The 16,761-nt window shown below is 75.8% G+C and carries 12 protein-coding genes; 5 read left to right on the forward strand and 7 right to left on the reverse strand.

From position 1 onward, the window contains the following. Positions 1-211 precede the first annotated feature (211 nt). Both ACL02T_RS29640 and ACL02T_RS29645 read right to left on the reverse strand, forming a co-directional pair. Complete coding sequence (locus ACL02T_RS29640) at positions 212-5,635, reverse strand: SpoIIE family protein phosphatase (RefSeq protein WP_412834090.1); 5,424 nt, start codon at positions 5,633-5,635, stop codon at positions 212-214. After that, a complete protein-coding gene (locus tag ACL02T_RS29645; protein WP_412834091.1) occupies positions 5,632-5,781 on the reverse strand; it encodes a hypothetical protein in 150 nt (49 codons plus the stop codon). Before ACL02T_RS29645 ends, ACL02T_RS29640 begins: the two co-directional genes overlap by 4 nt. Between ACL02T_RS29645 and ACL02T_RS29650 the strand changes: the two genes are divergently transcribed. After that, the gene (locus ACL02T_RS29650) at positions 5,780-6,484 is read left to right on the forward strand and encodes an acetoacetate decarboxylase family protein (RefSeq protein WP_412834092.1); all 705 of its coding nucleotides are present in this window, start codon (positions 5,780-5,782) and stop codon (positions 6,482-6,484) included. The two genes, ACL02T_RS29645 and ACL02T_RS29650, sit on opposite strands and share 2 nt — an antisense overlap. A gap of 164 nt (positions 6,485-6,648) precedes the next feature. Here ACL02T_RS29650 and ACL02T_RS29655 read toward each other — a convergent pair whose 3' ends face one another. Then, positions 6,649-7,473, reverse strand: coding sequence for an alpha/beta hydrolase (locus ACL02T_RS29655; protein ID WP_412834093.1), 825 nt, complete (start codon positions 7,471-7,473; stop codon positions 6,649-6,651). A gap of 13 nt (positions 7,474-7,486) precedes the next feature. Beyond that, positions 7,487-9,256 carry a carboxypeptidase regulatory-like domain-containing protein gene (locus ACL02T_RS29660; RefSeq protein WP_412834094.1) on the reverse strand — a complete coding sequence of 590 codons (1,770 nt, stop codon included), beginning with the start codon at positions 9,254-9,256 and terminating at the stop codon, positions 7,487-7,489. A gap of 268 nt (positions 9,257-9,524) precedes the next feature. Between ACL02T_RS29660 and malQ the strand changes: the two genes are divergently transcribed. Next, entirely contained in the window at positions 9,525-11,471 is a 1,947-nt protein-coding gene (gene malQ / locus ACL02T_RS29665) for a 4-alpha-glucanotransferase (RefSeq protein ID WP_412834103.1), read from the forward strand. Positions 11,472-11,487: 16 nt separating this feature from the next. Then, positions 11,488-12,276, forward strand: a complete 789-nt coding sequence (locus ACL02T_RS29670) for a 2-keto-4-pentenoate hydratase (protein ID WP_412834095.1) — start codon at positions 11,488-11,490, stop codon at positions 12,274-12,276. 189 nt (positions 12,277-12,465) lie between these two features. On the opposite strand, the gene ACL02T_RS29675 is transcribed toward ACL02T_RS29670, so the two are convergent. The 3 genes from ACL02T_RS29675 to ACL02T_RS29685 form a co-directional block, all read right to left on the reverse strand. Next, the gene (locus ACL02T_RS29675; RefSeq protein ID WP_412834096.1) at positions 12,466-13,119 is read right to left on the reverse strand and encodes an RraA family protein; all 654 of its coding nucleotides are present in this window, start codon (positions 13,117-13,119) and stop codon (positions 12,466-12,468) included. 70 nt (positions 13,120-13,189) lie between these two features. Further along, positions 13,190-13,387 carry a hypothetical protein gene (locus tag ACL02T_RS29680; RefSeq protein WP_412834097.1) on the reverse strand — a complete coding sequence of 66 codons (198 nt, stop codon included), beginning with the start codon at positions 13,385-13,387 and terminating at the stop codon, positions 13,190-13,192. Between the two features lie 38 nt (positions 13,388-13,425). Then, entirely contained in the window at positions 13,426-14,298 is an 873-nt protein-coding gene (locus ACL02T_RS29685) for a diacylglycerol/lipid kinase family protein (protein ID WP_412834098.1), read from the reverse strand. Positions 14,299-14,758: 460 nt separating this feature from the next. Here ACL02T_RS29685 and ACL02T_RS29690 point away from each other — a divergent pair, with 460 nt between their 5' ends. Together ACL02T_RS29690 and ACL02T_RS29695 are read left to right on the forward strand one after the other, a co-directional pair. After that, positions 14,759-15,136 (forward strand): RNA-binding S4 domain-containing protein, encoded by a 378-nt coding sequence (locus tag ACL02T_RS29690; RefSeq protein WP_412834099.1) that lies wholly within the window; start codon positions 14,759-14,761, stop codon positions 15,134-15,136. A gap of 47 nt (positions 15,137-15,183) precedes the next feature. Continuing rightward, positions 15,184-16,278 carry a quinone-dependent dihydroorotate dehydrogenase gene (locus ACL02T_RS29695; RefSeq protein WP_412834100.1) on the forward strand — a complete coding sequence of 365 codons (1,095 nt, stop codon included), beginning with the start codon at positions 15,184-15,186 and terminating at the stop codon, positions 16,276-16,278. Positions 16,279-16,761 lie beyond the last annotated feature (483 nt).

A 16,761-nucleotide genomic window follows, 5' to 3' on the forward strand; every position in this document is an offset into this window, starting at 1 on the left:
GGGCGTCGACAGCACTGGTCGAACAGGTGCCCGCGACGGCTCTCCCAGATCGGGCCGAGGATCCACGCGGGCATCACGCCGGGATTCCACCACACCGGCTGCCTCGCAGGGAAATCGCCTCCCGGCGTCCGGAACCGGGCCGGGGAATGTCCGGTCGGAACCGCGCCCGTGGTCGCTCCGCACACCCCGCTCGCGCCGACGGTCGCTCCGCTCAGGCGCCCGGCGCCACGCCGATCAGCGTGTCCAGCCCGGCGAGGACCAGGATCCGGCGCGCCGGGCTGTCCGAGGGCGTCACCACGCTGAACTCCGTGCCGACCGCCCGCGCGCGCTGGGCCAGCTCGGACAGCAGCGCGATGCCCGAGCTCGAGACGTACGAGTCGGCGGCCAGCGTCAGCGTGAGCGGCCCGCGCCGGTCCAGCTCGGCGAGCAGGTCGGAGCGCACCGTGGCGACACCCGCGAGGTCGAGGTCGCCCTCCACGTGCACGCGCACCGTCTGCGCGTCCGCCCAGCGCCGCAGCCGCGTGACATCGGGCCCGTCGTCCCGGACGCGCTCGGCCGGCCGGTCGGCCGAGCCACGGGGCAGCCGCGGGACCACCTGCACCGGTAGCGCCGGCATCCGGAACCAGACCTCGGTGCCGTCGTCCGCGGGGATGACCTCGACGTTCTCGGCCAGCTCCCGGATCAGCGCCAGGCCCCGCCCGCGGTATCCCGGGTCGACGGGCGGCGGCCGCCAGAGCCCGCGGTCCACCACCCGCACGGCGACGGACCCGTCGGGCTGCAGCTCCAGGTCGAGCCGCACGGCGTCGGCGGCCGGCTCGGGGCTCCCCGCGTAGGCGTGTTCGACCGAGTTGGTCACCGCTTCCCCGACCGCGAGCTGCAGGTCCGTGGTGCCGTCCTCGCCCAGCCCGCAGCGGGCCGCCCACTCCGCGATGGCCCGGCGCATGGGGGCCAGGCACTCGGCGTCGGCCGGCATCGACCGGGTCAGCGGCTCGGGCACCCGCCGGGCCAGCACCACGACCGTGTCGTCCGGGGCGCCCTCCTCGTCGAGCATCCGCTCCAGCAGCACGTCGACCATGTCCGCGGGCCGATGCCCGGCGAGGGAGCCGAAGGTCTCGGCCAGCCGGTCCATCCCGTCGTCGATCACCTCGGTGCGGCGCTCGAACAGCCCGTCCGAGCAGAGCAGGATCGTCTCCCCCGGATCGATCCGGCCCTCGGCCTCGGCGAAGGGCGGGCGGCCCGCCACGCCGAGCGGGGTGCCCCGGCCGCCGTCGAGCAGCCGGACCCCGTCCGGTCCGGCCACCAGCGGCGGGGGGTGCCCCGCGCAGGCGTAGCGCAGCACGCCGGAATCGGTGTCGACGACCGCGCACGCGACGGTGCTGGCCCGCGCGCCGGTGACCCGGCGGGCGAACAGGTCGAGCTGCTCGAGCGCGGTGGCCGGTGACTGGCCGTTGACCAGGTTCGCGGCGAGCGCGCTGCGCAGCTGGCCCATGACGGCGGCGGCTGAGGGCCCGCGCCCGACGACGTCGCCGACCACCAGCGCCACCCGTCCGTCGGCGAGGTCGAGCACGTCGAACCAGTCGCCGCCGGCCTCGGTGCCCTCCGTCCCCGGGTTGTACCGGGTGGCGACGGCGAGCCGGTCGAGCTCCGGCAGCTCCTGCGGCAGCAGGCTGCGCTGCAGGGTCACGGCGACCTCGTGCTCGGCCTGGTGCAGCCGCGCCCGCTGGACCGCCTGCGCGCACTGGCTGGCGATGGTCAGCACCAGCCCGCGCTCGTCCGGGCCGAAGGCGGGGTCGCGGCCGAAGCCGAGCCCGATCACGCCGATCGCCCGACCTGCGACCAGCAGCGGGACCGCCGTACGCACCGGGTACGCCCCGGGCTGCCCCCCGGCCGCCCAGATCGGCTCGGCCGAGCGCACCACCTGCCCGAGCGGGTGGTCGGAGGTCACGCGCAGGCCGTGTTCGACGATCCGGTCGCCGGCCGCCCAGCCGTCCGCGGCGAGGGTGTGCAGGAGGCCCTCGTCGTCGACCAGCAGGACGACGACGGCCTCGGCCCCGATCGCCGACCGTGCGTGGGCCAGGATGACGTCGGCCACCGACTCCAGGTCGGTCGCGCGGGAGAGCGCGGTGGCCACCGCGCCGAGCCGCTCGGCGAGCCGCCGGCCCTCGGTCTCGGCGACCAGCAGCAACGACCGGTCCAACGCCTGGGCGGCCAGCTCGGCCACGGCCAGCGTCGCCTCGCGGTCGCTCGCGCTCAGCGCTCGCGGCCCGGTGAACCCGACCGCGATCATGCCCAGGTCCCGGTCGCCCGCGACGAGCGGCACCCAGATCGCGGCCTCGATACCGAAGCGGTCCAGCCACTGTGCCGCGGCGGGGTGCTCGTCCCGCAGACCCTCGGCGTCCTCGAACCACAGGGCCTGGCGCGCGCGCAGCGCGGTCCGCGCCGGGTGTTCCTCGGCCAGGGACACCGTCGTGAGCTCCGCGGGCGGCTCGCCCTGCCAGCCCTGCAGCACCAGGAGCTGCAGGTCCTCGCCGCGGGTCTGCCAGACCCCGGCGAACGGGGATCCGAGCAGGGCGACCAGGTGACCGGTGGCGGTCCGCGCGACCTCGGCCGGCGTGGCGGCGGCGGACATCTCGGCGGTCGCGCGGTGCAGCAGGCCGAGCCGCGTGCTGCTCGCGCGCTCCTGCTCCAGCAGCCGCGCGTTGTCCACCGCGACCGCCGCCCGCCGGGCGATCTCGGAGAACAGGACGACGTCGGACTCGTCGAGCACGGGCGACTCGCCCGTCCGCGCCACGGCGAACATGCCCAGCACGCCGCCGCGGGCGCGGAGCGGGACGAACAGCGCGGAGTGCGCCCCCGACCGCTCCCACACCTCCCGGTCCTCGGGTGCGACCTCGGCGAAGGCGGCCGCGAGCTCCTCCGGTGGGAGCAGCACCGGGTCCTCGACCGCCGCGAGCCGCTGCAGCAGCGGCAGGCCGGGCACCCGGCGCAGGTCCCGCTCGCTGTCCGGATCGGTGGTCGCGACGATCCGCAGCGCCGGTCCCGCCCCGTCGTCGGTGAACACGCGCACGATGTCGGCCAGGCCCTCGTCGACCACGGTCCGGGCGAACGCCTCGAGACGCGCGGACTGGCTGATCTCCCGGTCCAGGGCGTCGCCGACGGCCGCGTAGAGCTGGTGGCGGCGCTGCTCGGCGTGCCGGGAGTCGATGTCGAGACAGCCGCCGGCATAGCCGACCGGCCGCCCCGCCGGGCCGCCGTTCGTGGCGATGGGGGCACCACGGTCGAGCACCCAGCGGAACCGGCCGTCGCCGGCCCGCATCCGGTACTCGACCTCGAAGGGCGCGCCGGTCCGGGTCGCCGCCTCGACCACCGAGCGGTAGCGCTCGCGGTCGTCCGGGTGGATGCGCTCGCGCCAGTCCAGTCCGAGCTCGCCGACGGCCTCCCGGGCACCGGTGAAGTCCAGCCAGCCGCGGTTGACGAACACCCGGTGCCCGCCGGCGTCGTCGACCCAGATCAGCGCGGGCGTGGAGTTGGCCATGGCCCGGAAGCGCAGCTCGGCGGCCCGCCGGACCCGGCCCAGGTGCAGGTGGTTGGCGACGCGGGCGAGCAGCTCGCGCGCGGAGAAGGGCTTGACGAGGTAGTCGTCCGCGCCCGCGGCCAGGCCCTCGACCGCGGCCTCCTCGCCGGCCCGCGCCGAGAGCAGCACCACCGGGAGCCCGGCTGTGCGGGCGTCGGCGCGCAGCGCGCGGAGCAGCCCGATGCCGTCGAGCTCGGGCATCATCACGTCCGCCACGACGAGGTCCGGCGGGTCGGAGCGGGCGACGTCGAGCGCCTCGGCACCGCTCGCCACCTCGTGCACCGACCAGTGCTCGCTCAGCAGCCGGTGCAGGTGCTCGCGCATGTCCGGGTCGTCCTCGACGACGAGCACGTGGCCCCGCGGCGGGTCCACGGTCTCGGGCAGCTGCGGTGTGCCCCGGTCCTCGGGGAGCGCGGGCGTCCAGCGCAGCGCCTCGGCGACGAACGGTTCGAAGGTCTCCGGCCGCGGGTGCGGCGCCGCGGCGGGCCGGCCGAGGGTGATGCTCTCGACCGGCAGGTGGGCGAACCCGAGCGGCACCCGGACGACGAAGGTGCTGCCGACGCCCGCCGTGCTGGCCGCGTGGACCGTGCCGCCGTGCACCTCGGCAAGCTGGCGGACCAGGGCCAGCCCGATGCCGCTGCCCTCGTACGAGCGGGCGTGGGTGGCGCGGACCCGGTGGAAGCGGTCGAACAGCCGGGGCAGCTCGGCCGCCGGGACACCCGTGCCGGTGTCGGCGACCCGCAGCACGAAGGCGTCGTCCTCGATCCGGGTGCTCACCCGCAGGCCGCCCTCGAAGGTGAACTTCAGGGCGTTGCTCAGCAGGTTGAGGACGATCTTCTCCCACATGTCCTGGTCGACCCAGACGGGCCGCTCGGACGGCGGGCAGTCGACGTCGAGCCGCAGCCCGGCGCGCTCGGTCGGGTCGCGGAACAGGGCGGCGAGCTCCCCGGTGAGCGTGCCGAGGTCGACGGGCGCGAACGCCGCGTCGGGATGGCCCTCCTCCAGGCGCGACACGTCGAGCAGGGTGTTGACCAGCTTGAGCATCCGCTGCGCACTGCGGTGCGCGACGTCGGCGTCGTGCCGGACCTTCGGGTCCGGTGCGGCGCGCAGCTGCTCCAGCGGGCCCATGATCAGCGCCAGGGGTGTGCGGAACTCGTGGCTGACGCCGGTGAAGAACTCGGTCCGGCTGCGGTCGTGACGATCCGGCTTGCCGCGGTCCCGCTCCTCCGTGGCGGCGCGCGCCGCGGCCAGGGCGGCATCGACATGACCGGCGACCAGCGCGAGGAAGTCGAGGTAGCCGTCGTCGAGGGGGAGCAGCGGGGTGACGCCGAGCAGCAGCCGGGCGCCGCCGCCGAGCGCGGCGGCCCATCCGTGCCCGCCGCCGGGCAACGTGACCAGGCCCTGCCGGTCCAGCAGCGCGACCAGCTCGGGGGTCGGGTCCACGCCCACCGCCACCGGCGCGCCGACCCCGCCGAGCAGCGCGAACGGCACGTCCGGCGAGTCCACCAGCGCGGCGGTGACGTGCGCCGTGACCGGTTCGGTCGGGCCCGCCTCCCGCACCAGCCCGGCCAACCGGCCGAGCAGGGCCGCGCGCCGGGCCCCGACGACCTGCGCGGTGCTCTCCGAGACCACGTCGAAGACGCCGGCGACCGTCCCGCCGGCTCCTCGGACGGGACTGAACGCGTAGCGCCAGAACGTCTCCTGCGGCCCGTCGGCACGGTCCATGATCAGCCGGTCGTCGATCCGCTCGACGGCCTCCCCGGTGTCGAGGACGTGCTGCAACGCGGGGCCGATCCGGTCCCAGACCTCCGGCCACACCTGGGCGCCGGGCCGCCCGAGGGCCCACGGGTGCCGCGCGCCGAGGACCGCGACGAAGGCGTCGTTGTAGACGACGCAGAGCTCGGGTCCCCAGAACAGCGCCAGCGGGTGGGGCGAGGCGAGCATGATGCCGACGGCCGAGGACAGCTCGGCGGGCCACCCTTCCGGTGGGCCGAGCGGCGAGTCCGACCGGTCGGCGGTCGCGAGCAGACGCCGGACGCCGGGGCCGTCCGGATTCGTCACGAGCCCTCCTCCACGCCGTGGGGCCGGCGCCCCGAGGACACAGCCTGCCAGGTCGTCGGGGCGGCGGCGAACCGTGGGCCGCGCGGGCCGGACGCGCCCCGCCCTGCGGCCGCCCGCAGCCCGCCGACCGGGCAGGATGCGGTCATGGCGACGAAGCTCGACGACGGCAGCTGGGAGGTGCAGGGCAAGCACCTGACCTTCCCCGTGCGCATCGGCGACGCGGGGGCGGCCTGCGCCGCGTACCCCGTCCGGGCGGCCCGCGCGGCGGCGCTGCTCGAGGGCACCGGGCTGGAGCCGGTGGCCGTCGCCGGGTGGGCGCTCGCCGTCGTCGGGCTGGTCGACTACCGGGTCAACGACCTCGGCGCCTACGACGAGCTGGCCCTCGCCCTCCCCGTCCGGTTCCGGGGGCGGGTCGGCGTGCACATCACGCAGCTGCCCGTGACCGAGCCGTTCACGATGGAGGCCGGGCGGGCGCTCTGGGGCCTGCCGAAGTGGCTCGGGACCGCCGAGCTGGACATCCGGGGCTCGCGTGCCACCGCGCACCTGGCCCACGAGGGCGCGCACGTCCTCACCGCGGCCCTCGCGACGCTGCCGTTCGCGCTGCCCGGCACCGTGCCCGGCTCGGTCACCGCCTTCGCCCCCCGCGACGGCGTGATGCTCGCCAGTCCCGTCCGGGCCCGGCTGCGCGGGGTGCGGATCGGCCTGGGCGCGGGCACGCTCGTCCTCGGCTCCGGGCATCCGATGGCCGACGAGCTGCGGTCGCTCGGCCTGCCGCGCCGGCCCCTGCTCACCGCGATCGTCGACCACCTCGCGTTCGACATGGGCCCCGCCGAGGAGCTGCCGGTCTAGGAGTCTCCTCGGGCATCGTCGGCACCCGTGACGGAGATCGATTGGGTCGAGGTCCTCGGGGACCCGCTGCGGCCCCTGCTGAACGGGACGCCCTGACCGTCGGCGCGGGCGTGCCCGGTCCGACGGGACCACGGACCTCGTACTCGCCTTCTCGAGGGTGACGATCAGCGGTGCGCGGCGAGCCAGGCGCGGAGGTCGGCGATCGGGCGCTCCCGCTCCGGCTCGTGGTAGATCTCGTGCCAGAGGCCGTCGTAGAACTCGACCGTGAGGTCCTCGGAGCCGAGGGCCGCGGCCAGCGAGCGGGAGGTCTCGACGGTCGTGATCCGGTCGTCGACGCCGTGCTGCAGCAGCACGGGGAGGCGCAGGTCCGCCGCGGACGCGAGCGCCTCATCCATCGCGTCGAACATCGCGGCGCCGAGCCGCAGCGTGGGGTGGCCGTGGTGGACCAGCGGATCGGCCCGGTACGCCGCGACCACGTCGGGGTCCTTGCTGAGGTCCGCGACGTCGATCCCCGCCGGCCGCAGCGTCGGCGCGACCCGGGCGAGCGCGGTCAGCACCGGGACGAGCCGGGCCGGGACGGCCTGCTTCGACAGGGCCGGCGCGGAGAGGACCAGGCCCGCGAGCGCGGCCCGGTGCGCGGCGGCGTAGCGGAGCGCGATCAACCCGCCCATGCTGTGCCCGAGAAGGATCACCGGTCGCCCTGGATGCCGGGCGGCGGCGTGCCGGCGGACGACGTCGAGATCGGGGACCCAGTTCGCGGGACCGCCGTCGACCCGCCGGCCCGCGGAGAGCCCGTGGCCGGCGTGGTCGGGGACGTAGACCGCCCAGCCGTCGGCGGTGAGCGTTCCCGCGAGCGCGGCGTAGCGGCCGGCGTGCTCGCCGAGACCGTGGCTGACCAGCACGACACCCGTGGCGTCGGCGTCCGGGAGCCAGGCGCGCCAGAACAGCTCGCCGAGGACGCCGGGCAGGCGTCCCTCCGCGATCGGCATCCCCGCCCGGCCCCTAGTGGTGCTCGGCGGCACCGGTCGACTGCGCGACCGGCCCGGCCAGCACGACGTCCTGTGCCGCGTCGGCCTCCTCGCCCACCCGGACCGGGAGGGCCCGCGGCTCGCGCCCCTCGGCGACGGCCGCCACGGTGTACTCGCCGCCGGCCAGCTCGCCGAAGCGGTAGGCACCGTCCGCCGGGGTGATCGCGGTGGCGATCAGCTCGCCGTCCTGCAGCAGGGAGACCGCGACCTCGGCGAGACCGGAGCCGCGGGCGTCGCGGACCGACCCGGCGACCGTCGAGGAGCGCACGAGCTGCACCTCGACCTCCGCCACCGCGGACCCGGTGTCGGGGACGGTCAGCGCGACGACGCCGGGCTGGTGCCCGTCCGCCGCCGCGACCAGCACGTACCCGCCCGGGCCGGGCGCGGTCACCTCGCCGCGGCCCTCGGCGTCGGCACTTGCCGAGGCGGTCTCGCGGCCGCGCGGGTCGAGGAGGGTCACGGCGGCCTCGGCGAGCGGGAGCCGGTCCCGCTGCACGACCAGGAACCGCACCGGCACGGCCCGCCCGGGCGCGAGCGGCGCCTCCTCCTCGTGGACGACCGCGAGGTCGACGACGGGGGCCGAACCGGGGCGCGGATTGGGGTCGGCGAACCCGAGGGTGCGCAGCAGGGCCAGGTCGACGGCGGCGTGCTCGGCCGCGCGGGCCTCGTCGGACCGGGTGGCGGTTCCGGTGGCGGGGCCCGGCTGCGGTGCGGGCTCGGGGGTGCTCGTCGTCGGGCTCACGGGGCCCAGCGTGACGGGCGCCGGCGCGGGCACCGCAGCCGGGGTGTCGATCACGGCGTCGGCGCTGGTGGAGGCCTCGGCGAGGGATGCGGGAGCCTCAACGGCGGCGATCTCCTCGTCCTGCTCCTGCGCGACCTCCGCGCTCTCCTCGGGCTGCTCCTCCGCGACCTCCAGCGGGCGCTCGTCGGGCAGCTCCTCCGGCGGCTCCTCGACCTCCTCGACCTCCTCCACCACGGGCTCCGCCACCACCGGCTCGGCGAGCGAGGCGGCGGCACCGGTACCGACGGCGATCACCGGCGGTGCCGTGTGCAGCCTGCGGACCTCGCGCCCGTCGTCCGCCCCGCCGCGCACGACGGCGAGCATCGGGCGTCGGCCGGCCCCGTCCCGGGGCGCGGGCACGGCGGTGTCCTCGGCGGGCCGGGACGTGGCCTGCTGCCGGCGCGACGCCTCGGCCCGGGCCACCGCCTCGGCGACGGCCGGGCTGACGATCCCCTGCGCCATCGGCCGGTCGTCGCGCCCCGGCGCGGGCGGGGACACCGAGGTGACCCGCGCGACCAGCGCCGGGTCCACCGCGGACCGGCGCTGCCGGGGGTGGGTGCGCGGCGGCGCCTCGACCGGGACGCCGTCGACGAAGCCACGCGTCCACGGAGGACCGACGGGGCCGGCGTCGACGACGTCGGCCACGACGCGGCGCCGCTCGGCGGGGGGCTCGTCAGGCCGGTCGTCCGCCGGGGACGCAGCGAGATCGGCCGGCGCGGCGGGCGTGTCCTCGGCCGTGGCCGGCTCCGCGGCGACCGGCGCGGGCTCGACCGGCTCGGGAGCGGGCGCGGTCCCGGTGGACCGGTCGCGGACCAGGTCGGCCACCGTCCGTCCCGGCGCGGGCCCGAGCGACTCCTCGGGGGCGGTCGCTCCGCCCCGGTCCCCGCGGCGCAGCGCCACCAGCACGATCCCGGCGGCCAGCAGCACGAGCAGGACCATGACGACCAGGGCCCACGTGCTCATTCGGCTCTCCTCGCGCGATCTCGTCGAGGCCCGGCCGGTGCCCTCCCCACGGCCGCCCGAGACGTGCGGGCCCGCCCGGACTCGTCGGTGGACCGTAGCACCGGAGACCCCCTCCACCCCGTTCCACGACCGGATCGCGGCGTGTCGCCGCACGGGCATCGGCGCAGCTCAGCGCGATTCAGCGGGTGCGGCGGACCGGGCCCGGCGCCTCCGGGGAGTCCGGACGGGCGGGCGCGCCCGCGATCCGGGACGATTCCCCCTCGTGACGATCGATCCGGACCTCTGGGAACTGGCCGCGGCGCACGGCGTCGCGACGGGCTACAACGACGGCGACCGCAGGCCGGTCGTCGTCGACGAGGAGGTGGTCGTCGAGGTCCTCGGCCTGCTCGAGGTCGACGCCACCACCCCCGCCGCGCGGTCGGCGGCGCTGACCGAGGCCCGCGAGAACGCCGCGCGGGGGCTGCTGCCCGGCACGATCGGCCTGCGCGCCGGACGCTCGCGGAGGCTCCCCGTGCCGGGCGTGCTCGTCGCCGAGGACGGCACCCGGCGGGAGGTCGAGGGCGAGCTGACCGGGCGGGACCCCGGCTGGTACCGGCTGGAGACGGCCGAGCAGCAGGTCACGGTCGTCGTCTCGCCGCCGGCGCTGCCGCCGACCCCCCGCTCGTGGGGCTGGATGCTGCAGCTCTACGCGCTGCACTCGGCGGACAGCTGGGGCATCGGCGACCTCGGGGACCTGCGCTCCTTCACCGCACGCGCGGGCGAGCAAGGCGCCTCGGCGATCCTGCTCAACCCGCTGCACGCGATCACCCCGCTCGCGCCCGTGCAACCCTCGCCGTACACGCCGTCGAGCCGGCGGTTCGCGACCCCGCTGGCGCTGCGCGTCACCGACCTGGCCGAGTACGCCGCAGCCGACCCCGCCACCCGCGCGGAGGTCGACGCCCTGCGGCCGGAGGTGGTCGGCGACCGGATCCCGCACGACCGGGTGTGGGCGGCCAAGCGATCCGCGCTGGAGGTGCTGTGGCGGGCGGCCGGGCGGCCGGAGCCCGTCGACCCCGGCGCCGACCTCCTCGACTTCGCGACCTACTGCGCGCTCGCCGAACGCTACGGCGGCCGGTTCACGCTGTGGCCGAAGGAGCTGCGTCACCCCGGCTCCGAGGCGGTCGCCCGGGCCCGGCGCGAGCTCGCGCCGCGGGTCGCGTTCCACGGCTGGGTGCAGCAGCGGCTCGCCGACCAGCTCGCGTCGGCACGCACCGCCGCCCGCGAGGCCGGCATGCCCCTCGGCGTCATCCACGACCTCGCCGTGGGCTGCGACCCGGAGGGTGCCGACGCCTGGGCACTGCAGGACGTCCTGGCCCTCGACGTCACCGTCGGCGCCCCACCGGACGCGTTCAACCAGCGCGGACAGGCCTGGGGCCTGCCGCCGTGGCGGCCGGACCGGCTCGCCGCGACCGGCTACGCGGCCTACCGCGACATGCTGCGCGCCCTGCTCACCCACGCCGACGGGCTGCGCATCGACCACGTCGCCGGGCTCTTCCGGCTCTGGTGGGTGCCGCCGGGCCGCTCCCCGGACCGAGGCACCTACGTGCACTACGACGCCGAGGCGATGCTCGCCGTCCTCACGCTCGAGGCCGCCCGGGCCGGCGCAGCCGTGGTCGGCGAGGACCTCGGCACCGTGGAGCCCGAGGTCACCGAGGCGCTGCACAGCCGGAACATGCTCGGTTCGACCGTGCTCTGGTTCGCGCGCGACCCGGAACGCGGAGACGCGCTGATGGCGCCCGCGGACTGGCCGGAGGAGGCCGTGGCGACGATCTCCACCCACGACCTGCCGACGGCGTCGGGCTTCCTGCGCGGGGAGCACGTCCGCGTGCGGGCCGACCTCGGCCTGCTCGACGACGTCGCCGCCGAGGAGCGCAAGGCCGCCGCCGAGCGGGCCGAGCTGGTCGACCTGCTCGTCGCCGAGGGTGTGCTCGACGACCGCGACGCCCCGGAGGAGCGGATCGTGGTCGCGATGCACGCCCTGCTCGCCCGCAGCCGCAGCCGGCTCGTGCTGGCCTCGCCCTACGACGTCGTCGGCGAGACGCGTCAGCCGAACCTCCCCGGAACCGTCGACGAGTACCCGAACTGGCGGCTCCCGCTGCCCGTGTCGCTCGAGGACCTGATGGCGGATGCACGGGTGAAGGAGGTCGTCGCGGCATTGCGTTCCGGGGGCCGCTGAGGCGACGATCACACCCATGCCCCTCAGCACCGAGGCCCTGACGGCCGCCGACCGTGCCGCCGACCTGTTGTGGACGGCGTGGACGGCCGGCGACGTGATCGACGAGCTGCCCGAGGAGGTCCGTCCCTACGACCACGCGGCCGGTTGGGCGATCCAGCACCGCGTCGGTGAGCGGGCGGGCCCGGGCTACGGCTGGAAGATCGCCGCGACGTCGGCGCCGAGCCAGGCGGTGATCGGCATCGGCACCCCGCTGCCGGGCCGGCTGTTCGACCGGTTCCGCTTCGAGCCCGGCGACACGCTGCCCTCCGGGGGCCTGCACATGCGGGTGGTCGAGGCGGAGTTCGCGTTCCGGATGGCCTCGGACGTGCCGGCGGGCGCGTCCCGCGAGGACGTGCTCGCGGCGGTGGCGGCACTGCACCTGGCGATCGAGGTGCCGGACTCGCGGCTGCGGGACTACCCGCGGGCCGGCAGCTCGCAACTGCTCGCCGACGTCGCCTGCGCCGGACAGTTCGTGCTCGGCCCGGAGATCCCGGACTGGCAGGACATCGAGTTGTCCACAGCGGGGACAGCATTGTGGATCAACGGCGAGAAGGCGGCCGTGGGCACCGGCGCCGAGGTGATGGGCGACCCGCGCACCGCCCTGGTCTGGCTCGCCGAGGAGCTCGCCCACCTCGGGACCGGTCTGCGGGCGGGCGAGATCGTGACGACGGGATCCACGACCCCGGTCCCGGCGATCTCCGCCGGCGACGCCGTCCGCGCCGACTTCGGCCCCCACGGCTCCGTGGAGATCACCTTCTCCTCGTAGGCCCCCACCCCGACTCGGCGAAGCCCACACCCCGACTCGGCGAAGCCCCCACCCCGACTCGGCGAAGCCCCCACCCCGACTCGCGGAATCGAGCGGCCGATCCCCGCGAGTCGCGCTGTGGGCTTCCGCGAGTCGCGCTGTGGGCTTCCGCGAGTCGCGCTGTGGGCTTCCGCGAGTCGGGGGACCCGGTCAGACCGTGAAGCGCAGGGTGCTGGGCTGGTCCTTCGCCAGCGCGGCGAGGTGCTCGTCGAGCGTGGTCATGCCGTGCAGATCCCGGCCGGCCGCCATGCCCTCGAGCAGCGCCTTCTCGGCCCGCTCGATCTTCTCGGCGGCGTCGATCGCCGCTTCGAACCGTGCCCGCGGCCCGACGACGAGGCCGTCGTCGTCGCCGACGACGAGGTCCCCGGGCGAGACCCGCACCCGGCCGAGCAGCACCTCACGGGCGAACGTGCCGGGATCGCGCGTCGTCCCGGACATCGGGTTCGACCCGCGGGCGTGCACGGGCAGGCCGATCCGCCGCAACCCCCGCACGTCCCGGCAGTAGCCGTCGATGACGATGGCGGCGATCCCCCGACGGCGCGCCTCGGTCGCGAACAGCTCGCCCGACACCGCCTTGCGCAACGAGTTCGTGGCCACCACGAGCACGGACCCGGGCTCGGCCTCCCGCAGCGCGACGAGCACGGGCAGGTGGTCGTCGTAGGCGAGCAGGGTGAAGGCAGGCCCTGCGAAGGAGACGTCCGGGACCATCGCGCGGATCGCCGGGTCGACGACGGCGAGCGCTTTGTCGGCGTCGCACAGCGAGGAGACCTGCACCGCGCGCAGGCGCTCGATCAGCGTGTCCATGGCTCCATCGTGCATCCGCCGGGCAGACGCGCGTGGAGGTGAGCACCTACCGCGCAGGAGGAGCGGACGGTCAGCGCTCCTCGTCCTCGTCCTCGTCGAGCGGGCGGGGCGGCAGCTCCGTCCGCTCGATGCGGTTCTCCACGCCCTCACGCGGCTCGGTCTCGGCCCACTCCTCGCGGTGCCCGCCCGCGTTGCCGAGCCGACCCTCGACCTCGCGGGTCTCCTGCTCGTCGATCCGCGCGCTGTGCTTGCTGCTGCCACGTTCCATGAGGCGGGCGTACCTCACCGGCAGGGGGGCAAACGGATTCAGCGGACGGTCGCCAGCGCGCCCGCCGCGATGTCCACCCGGATCCGCGCCCCGGCGTCGAGGTCGAGGACCTCGCCGTCGACCTGCAGCGGCATCGGGTCGACGGTCCGGAAGGCGTACTCCCGCACGCTCGGTTGCGGGCCGAGCCCGCTGATCGCGGCGCGGATCGCGGTCCCCAGCACCCGCAGCTTCGAGGCGTGCGGCAGCAGGATCACCTCGAACACGCCGTCGTCCGGCCGGCTGCCCTCGCTCAGCACGGCGTACTTGGCCATCTCGGCGATGTTGGCGAAGACCAGGCTGTCGAAGTCCTGCCGCCCGGAGTCGAGTTCGATCGTGAACGGCCGGAAGCGGGAGAAGGCCCGGACGGTCGTCGCGATCTCCTTGACCGATCCCTTGCCGCCTCGCTCCAGCTCGAGCGCCACGACGGGTGTGATGCCGAGACCGATGTAGGAGTGGGCGTAGCGCGGCTCCTCGCCGTCGACGGACAACCGCAACAGATCGAGCCGCTCGGTCCGGCCCGCGACGATCGCGTCGAGCAGGGGACGTCGCGCGACGACGCGGCGGTGGTCGTTCGCGTTCCCGGCGGCCAGGACCGCGGCGACGGCGTCCGTCCGGCCGGCCTTCATCAGTCCGTCGACGACCTCGTTGTAGCCGCCGTCGCCACTCACCGACACCACCAGGGGTGCTCCCGTCGCGGCCTCCTCGCGAGCGATCTCCCGCGCGTGCCCGGCGTACTCGGTCGGGCGCAGCTCGACGGGCAGATCGGCGGCCCGCTCGGCGAGCCCCGACTTGAGCTCCTCGGCGCGCTCCTGCGCGTTCCCGGTGCTGTTCGGGTTGAAGACGATGACGACCCGGTCGAAGGCGCGCGCCACGCCGCGCACCCTATCCGGTCCGGGTCGGAACGACCGGTTCCGGGCCTCGCTCGCGCCGCCGGAGGGCGGTGGTGGCCGCGGCCACGACCACCGGACCGACCCCGTGCGTCGGGCTGGCGGACGCCCGACGAACGCGAGGCCGAGGACGGCCGCCGTCGCCGGGAGGGCCGCTCGGCGAGGGCGGCCCGCGGCCGGGGTGTCAGGCAGCCACTCATCGCGGTCCCGTTCGCGAGCCCGCCCGCCCCGAGCCCGCGGGACGAGCCGCAGCAGCACGACGACGGCGATCAGGTGCTCCCAGCACACCACCGTCGCGGCGGGCCGGGCAGCCGCGAGCCATCCGATCGCCGTGACGTCCGCTGCCACCGTGACGAGCCGACGCGCGATCCCGCACCTCCGCCGTCGACCGGCCGACTCCCGCACGCGGTGGATCTCTGCCGAGCGCGGGTGCCACGATGGGTGGATGGAGTCCACCCGCCTCGACCGCTGGCTCTGGTCGGTCCGGCTGGCCAAGACCCGGTCCGACGCCGCGGCCGCCTGCCGGGGTGGGCACGTGCGCGTCAACGACCGTCCCGCCAAGCCCGCGACCGCGGTGCACCCCGGCGACGAGATCCGCGCGCGGGTGTACGAGCAGACCCGGATCGTCGAGGTCACCAAGGTGATCCAGAAGCGGGTCGGGGCGCCCGAGGCACAGGCCTGCTACCTCGACCGCACTCCGCCGCCGCCGCCGAAGGAGGCCCGTCCGGTCTTCGCCGTGCGCGAGCGCGGCACGGGGCGCCCCACCAAGCGGGAGCGGCGGATGCTCGACCAGCTCGGCGCCCTCCGGCCGCCGCACCGCTGAGGTCGGCGACACAGGCGACCCGTGCCGGCGTCGGCGATGATGGAGTCATGTACGACCTGCTGTTCCGGCACGTCCTGCGGCGCATTCCCGCCGAGCCGATCCACGGTGTCGCGTTCGGCGCGATCCGCGGCGTGGCCGGGGCCCCGGTCGTCGGCCCGCGCCTCGGCTCGCTGCTGACCGAGTCCGATCCCGTCCTGTGGGCCCGGGTGTTCGGCGTCGACTTCCCCAACCCGCTCGGCCTGGCCGCGGGCTTCGACAAGGACGCCCGCGGACCGGTCGCGCTCGGCCGGCTCGGCTTCGGCTTCGTGGAGCTCGGCACGATCACAGCCCGGCCGCAGCCCGGCAACCCCAAGCCGCGGCTCTTCCGGCTGCCCGAGGACAAGGCCCTCGTGAACCGGATGGGGTTCAACAACTCCGGGGCCGACGCCGTCGCCGCGCGGCTGGCCGCCCTGCCCCGCGAAGGCCGGCCGGTCCTGGGCATCAACATCGGCAAGAGCAAGGTCGCCGGCCCGGCCGAGGCGATCGACGACTACCGGCACAGCGCGCGCGTCCTCGGGCCGCATGCCGACTACGTCGTCGTCAACGTCAGCTCCCCCAACACTCCCGGGCTGCGCGACATGCAGCAGGTGACCGTGCTCGAACCGCTGCTCGCCGCGGTGCGCACCGAGCTCGCGGGCGCGGTTCCCGGGCGCCGGGTCCCGCTGCTGGTCAAGATCACCACCGATCTGGCCGACGACGACGTCGACGCCGTGGCCGACATGGCCGTCCGGCTCGAGCTCGACGGGGTGGTGGCCACGAACACGACCGTTTCGCGCGAGGGGCTGCGCACCCCCGCCGCCGAGGTCGAGGCGATCGGCGCGGGGGGCGTGTCGGGGCTGCCGCTGGCAACCGTGGCGCACACCGTCGTCGGGAGGCTGCGCGCGCGCCTCGGCCCCGACCGCACCATCATCTCGGTGGGCGGGATCTTCTCCGGGGAGGACGCGTACCGCCGCATCACCGCCGGCGCCTCGCTGGTGCAGTCCTACACCGGCTTCATCTACGGCGGCGGCACCTGGCCCCGCCGGGTCAACCGCGAGCTCGCCGCACTCCTTCGTCGCAACGGGCACACCACCGTGTCCGCCGCGGTGGGTTCCGCGCCGTGACCGACCGCCCTTCGTCGCAACGGGCACACCACCTTGTCCGCCGCGGTGGGTTCCGCGCCGTGACCGACCGCACTACGGAACACAACGTGCCTTCTCGAGCCATTGCATCGCATCATGGTTCCACAACGCGCGTTCCCGAACTGAGCTGCCAGAGCGCGTTATGGTTCCACGGCGCGCGTTCTTCAGCTGCTGGAGCGCGTTATGGTTCCACAACGCGGGTTCTCGAGCCGCTGCAGCGCAATATGGTTCCATGACGCGCCACCTCGAGCCGCTGCAGCGCATTATGGTTCCATGACGCGCCTATCACGGCCGCGTGAGCGCGTTATGGTTCCACAACGCGCCTTCTCGCCCTCCCCCGGCGCGTTGTGGTTCCACAGTGCGTTCACCCACCCGCTGAACCGGGTCGTCGCTCCTGGCCGCAGGTCGAGCGGATACGCGGGAAGGGCCCGCAGCAACACAGAAAAGCCCCGCAGCACCGCTGCC

Origin of the sequence: Pseudonocardia oceanicola (assembly GCF_047200735.1) — a bacterium.
Taxonomy (GTDB): Bacteria; Actinomycetota; Actinomycetes; order Mycobacteriales; family Pseudonocardiaceae; genus Pseudonocardia.

What these genes read in the sequence shown, in the direction of transcription:
- ACL02T_RS29690 (WP_412834099.1), top strand. Translation starts at nt 14,759, where the DNA reads ATGGAGTCCACCCGCCTCGACCGCTGGCTCTGGTCGGTCCGGCTGGCC.
- ACL02T_RS29675 (WP_412834096.1), bottom strand. Translation starts at nt 13,119, where the DNA reads ATGGACACGCTGATCGAGCGCCTGCGCGCGGTGCAGGTCTCCTCGCTG.
- ACL02T_RS29670 (WP_412834095.1), top strand. Translation starts at nt 11,488, where the DNA reads ATGCCCCTCAGCACCGAGGCCCTGACGGCCGCCGACCGTGCCGCCGAC.
- ACL02T_RS29655 (WP_412834093.1), bottom strand. Translation starts at nt 7,473, where the DNA reads ATGCCGATCGCGGAGGGACGCCTGCCCGGCGTCCTCGGCGAGCTGTTC.
- ACL02T_RS29645 (WP_412834091.1), bottom strand. Translation starts at nt 5,781, where the DNA reads ATGACCGCATCCTGCCCGGTCGGCGGGCTGCGGGCGGCCGCAGGGCGG.
- ACL02T_RS29680 (WP_412834097.1), bottom strand. Translation starts at nt 13,387, where the DNA reads ATGGAACGTGGCAGCAGCAAGCACAGCGCGCGGATCGACGAGCAGGAG.
- ACL02T_RS29650 (WP_412834092.1), top strand. Translation starts at nt 5,780, where the DNA reads ATGGCGACGAAGCTCGACGACGGCAGCTGGGAGGTGCAGGGCAAGCAC.
- ACL02T_RS29695 (WP_412834100.1), top strand. Translation starts at nt 15,184, where the DNA reads ATGTACGACCTGCTGTTCCGGCACGTCCTGCGGCGCATTCCCGCCGAG.
- ACL02T_RS29660 (WP_412834094.1), bottom strand. Translation starts at nt 9,256, where the DNA reads ATGAGCACGTGGGCCCTGGTCGTCATGGTCCTGCTCGTGCTGCTGGCC.